Source organism: uncultured Gimesia sp. (assembly GCF_937919775.1).
Lineage (GTDB): Bacteria > Planctomycetota > Planctomycetia > Planctomycetales > Planctomycetaceae > Gimesia.
Window position 1 is genome coordinate 1 of record NZ_CALFPF010000461.1, and the last position, 4,240, is coordinate 4,240.

The 4,240-nt window shown below is 49.3% G+C and carries 4 protein-coding genes; 2 read left to right on the top strand and 2 right to left on the bottom strand.

Going from position 1 to position 4,240, the window contains the following annotated elements:
• Positions 1 to 28 precede the first annotated feature (28 nt).
• Together Q0294_RS13090 and Q0294_RS13095 are read left to right on the top strand one after the other, a co-directional pair.
• Positions 29 to 1,249, top strand: coding sequence for a glycosyl transferase (locus Q0294_RS13090; protein ID WP_299465977.1), 1,221 nt, complete (start codon positions 29 to 31; stop codon positions 1,247 to 1,249).
• 4 nt (positions 1,250 to 1,253) lie between these two features.
• The gene (locus tag Q0294_RS13095) at positions 1,254 to 3,014 is read left to right on the top strand and encodes a sugar phosphorylase (RefSeq protein ID WP_299465980.1); all 1,761 of its coding nucleotides are present in this window, start codon (positions 1,254 to 1,256) and stop codon (positions 3,012 to 3,014) included.
• Between the two features lie 21 nt (positions 3,015 to 3,035).
• Here Q0294_RS13095 and Q0294_RS13100 read toward each other — a convergent pair whose 3' ends face one another.
• Complete coding sequence (locus Q0294_RS13100; protein WP_299465983.1) at positions 3,036 to 3,443, bottom strand: VOC family protein; 408 nt, start codon at positions 3,441 to 3,443, stop codon at positions 3,036 to 3,038.
• Between the two features lie 430 nt (positions 3,444 to 3,873).
• Positions 3,874 to 4,230 (bottom strand): cupin domain-containing protein, encoded by a 357-nt coding sequence (locus Q0294_RS13105; RefSeq protein ID WP_366917973.1) that lies wholly within the window; start codon positions 4,228 to 4,230, stop codon positions 3,874 to 3,876.
• Positions 4,231 to 4,240: the final 10 nt, after the last annotated feature.

The following is a 4,240-nucleotide window of genomic DNA, read 5'->3' on the forward strand; positions in this document are numbered from 1 at the left end:
GCTCAAGCTTTGATTACGGAGGTCTGGTATGGGAGACTTTTACCAAAACGGTATCATTACCACGTTACATAATCTTTCTGCACGTTCGATTAAAGAGATCGAAGCCGAGCTGATCCGGTTTTCTGAAGTCCGCCCGATGAGTCTGGTACTCCCCTGCCTCTACAGTGAACTGGAAGGACCGGCTCTCGACAAAATTGTCACGGAACTGGCACAGGTCGGTTATCTGAATGAAATCGTGATCGGCCTGGATCGGGCTGACGAAACACAATACAAACACGCAATCCAGTTTTTCAGCCGCCTGCCTCAGAATCATCGCATCCTCTGGAATGATGGTCCACGATTACAGGCAGTCAACGGGATGCTGCAAGAACAGGGGCTGGCCCCCAAGGAACTGGGGAAAGGCTGCAACGTCTGGTACTGTCTCGGCTATATTCTCGCTCAGGGAACAACCTCGTCGGTCGCTCTGCATGACTGTGATATTCTCACATACGACCGCAGTCTGCTCGCGCGGTTGATCTATCCGGTGGCCAATCCGAGTTTCAACTATCAGTTCTGCAAAGGTTATTACGCACGCGTGGCGAACAGCAAGATGAATGGCCGTGTGACGCGACTGCTGGTAACTCCCCTCCTGCGTGCATTGAAAAAGATTCTCGGATCACTCGATTATCTCGAATATCTGGACAGCTACCGTTATCCGCTCGCGGGTGAATTTTCATTTCGCGTTGATGTGATTAACGACATTCGCATTCCCAGTGACTGGGGACTGGAAATCGGCGTACTGTCGGAAGTCAAACGAAATTTCTCCACGAACCGTTTGTGTCAGGTGGATATTGCCGACACGTATGATCATAAACATCAGAATTTATCCGTCGAAGATGCACAGGCCGGGTTGTCGAAAATGTCGATTGATATTTCCAAAGGCATATTCCGTAAGCTGGCCACTAATGGTGTCGTGTTTTCTTCCGAAACGTTTCGTTCGATCAAAGCCACCTATTATCGGATTGCTCTGGACTTCATCGAGACGTATCGCAACGATGCGATCATTAATGGGCTGAAATTTGATGTTCACAACGAAGAGAAGGCCGTCGAACTGTTCGCTGAAAACGTATTAAAAGCGGGACTTCATTTTCTGGAAAATCCGATGGAGACTCCTTTCATACCCAGCTGGAACCGGGTGCAAAGCGCGATCCCGGATATATTCAGACATCTGTGTTACGCCGTCGATGATGACTACCGGGAGTTTTCCTGAAAACATGACAGAACCAGTTGAACATTCTGCAATCAGTGAGTACCGATTCCTCGTCGAAAATCATTTGCGGGTGATTTATCCCGAGATCGACCACGCCGCGTTTGCGCAGACATTAATTGACATCATGTGCCCGGACGGCAGATGCCAGACACCGGAAACGCACAAAAACCACTGGAATCAACAAGATGTTGTGATGATTACCTATGGCGACAGTCTGCTCACGGAGGGGCAGCAGCCATTGGAAACATTACTGCAGTTTTCAAAAGAATCCCTCAAAGAAACGATTAACGGGATTCACATTCTCCCCTTTTTCCCCTTTAGTTCGGACGATGGTTTTTCGATCATCGACTACTATCGCGTTAATCCTGAGCTGGGAGACTGGAGTCACATCAATGCGATTGCTGAAGAATTTCAGTTGATGTCGGACCTGGTGATCAATCACTGTTCGAGTCAGAGTGAATGGTTTCAGCAATTCAAGCGGGGAGAATCGCCGGGTAAGGATTATTTCTTCTGCGCCAGTCCGGACAATGATCTCTCTGAAGTCGTACGTCCGCGGACGACGGAGTTACTGCAACTTGTCGAAACACCCGAGGGCTCCCGTCATGTCTGGTGCACGTTCAGCCTCGATCAGGTCGATTTGAATTTTGCCAATCCGCAATTACTGCGAGAGATTGTCAAGATCGTCAAATTATATCTGAATCAGGGCGTGAAAACATTTCGTCTGGACGCGGTCGCCTTTATCTGGAAAGTAGTGGGAACGAGTTGTCTGAGTCTGCCGGAGACGCATGAAATTGTGCGTCTGTTTCGCACTTTGATTCAATTCGTTTCGCCGACTGCCATGATCATCACCGAGACGAATATTCCCAACCGCGAGAATCTGGCCTACTTTGGAAACTCGAATGAAGCCCATGCCATCTATAATTTTTCTCTTCCTCCCCTTTTGGTGAATGCACTGCTCTGCGGCAGTTGTCAGCATTTAAAAACATGGATGATGAGTATGCCTCCCGCGCTGCATGGTACCACGTACCTGAATTTTATCGCCTCGCATGATGGTATTGGACTCCGGCCTGCGGAAGGCTTAATGGACGAGGAAGAAATCAGCAACATGGTTTCGATGATGGAACAGTTTGGCGGACGAATTTCGATGCGTTCGCTGGCGGGGGGTGTCATGCGACCTTATGAAATTAACATCGCGCTGTTCGACGCCATGCAAGGGACACTGGAGGGCAAAGATGAATGGCAGATTGAGCGATTTCTGTGTGCGCACGCGATCATGTTTGCGCTGGAAGGCATCCCCGCTGTTTACATTCACAGTTTTCTCGGCACGCGGAACGATCAGGCAGCCGTCGAACGAACTAGCCATCACCGTTCAATCAATCGTCATCGCTGGAATTATACGCAACTGCGGGAGGTGCTGGCGGATGAAACGTCAACACACGCACGCGTCTTTCAGGGGTTATGTCACCTGCTGAAAGTGCGGCGGCGGCAACCGGCGTTTCATCCCAATGCAACACAGTTCACCTTACATCTGGGCGACTGTGTATTTGCATTCTGGCGGCAAAGCATGGATCGCCAGCAGAGCATTTTCGCCATCAATAACGTCACGAAGCAAGAACAGATTGTCCCCCTCTCGGAAATCAACCTGATCGGCACGGATTCGTGGGTCGATCTGATCAGCGGCGAACTCTATTCGGATCTCAGAGGCGATCTGGTTCTCCAGCCGTATCAGGTGATCTGGCTGACTAATCTACGGGAACAATCGTAGATAAAAATGTTTCAGCACACGCTACGCCCCTGCAGGCGGTTCAACCTGGTTCTGAAAACAAAGTTCATAACCATCGGGGTCTTTCAGGAAAAGTTGATTCATCCCGTAGAACGCCACTTTCGGCGGATCGAGTGAAAGACCTTTCGATGAAAGTTCTTCGTACATCGCGTGGGCGTCATCACACAGAAAGAAGAAGCCGACTCCCTTCCTGCGTTCTTCCACCGTACCATCTTCGTCAGGACATGCCAGTTGCAACATGATCGCAGTATTGCCACGTTCCAGTCGGCACCAGGCGAGCGTGCCTTCCGGCTCCCACTTGAGCTTCACTTCAAAGCCAAGCTGGTCACAGTAGAAAGCAGCCGAGTGAACGACGTCTTCGACAAATAAAAGCGGAACCAGTTCATGAATTGCAGTGCTGGTTTGTTGCATCAATCTTTTCCCTTTCTGAACAGAAGAAGTATAAACTGCGCATCCATCTCAATCAGTTTCAATGAGTTTTTATCGCAAGTCAAGCAGGATTCACTTCACACTGATAACACGTTGCCCGAAGTCAATCAGAGTTGAAAGCATAAAATCAGGCGATTGCGTCATAGTGTATCAGGCAGAATCTCACTGGTAACTTGATGTAACCTGTTAATTTCCCGGAATCGATCAGTGAACTCGTAAGCTTCACGCTGTTCATCTGCGACACGGTTCTTCTTTTCACAAACTGAAGCCGGGATATGATTTACGAACGAAATGTCGTCCTCTCGCGTGCGACTCTAACAATGTGCAAGTTTACCTTTGATTTTTCTGTATCAAGATGTCACTTGAAAATTAACAATGAAGCCATAGCTCATGATTACTGTGTACCGGGAACTTAACTTTCCTGATCACGGTGAACGGTTTCCGGGGTAAATGCGGGAGTACAAATCGCGATATACTCGGCGCCTGCTTCACCGGGCGTGCTGTACCTTACCCATTCGCCGGGTTCTAAAATAATCGCCTGCCCTGCTTTGACTTCGGTGACACCGTCCGCATATTCCACACGCAGGATTCCCTTCAGAACAAGAGACGTCTCACGAAATTCCGGTGTCTGAGCAGGTTCCACCCAACCGCCGGGAGAGACCATCCGGGCGATGCTGATGGTTTCGTCGCCGGTATTCACACGTCCGATAAATTCTTCAATCCGTTTGGGTTTGTTACCGGCAGCTTGTACGACCGTTGGTTGTTCGATAAATCGAGGC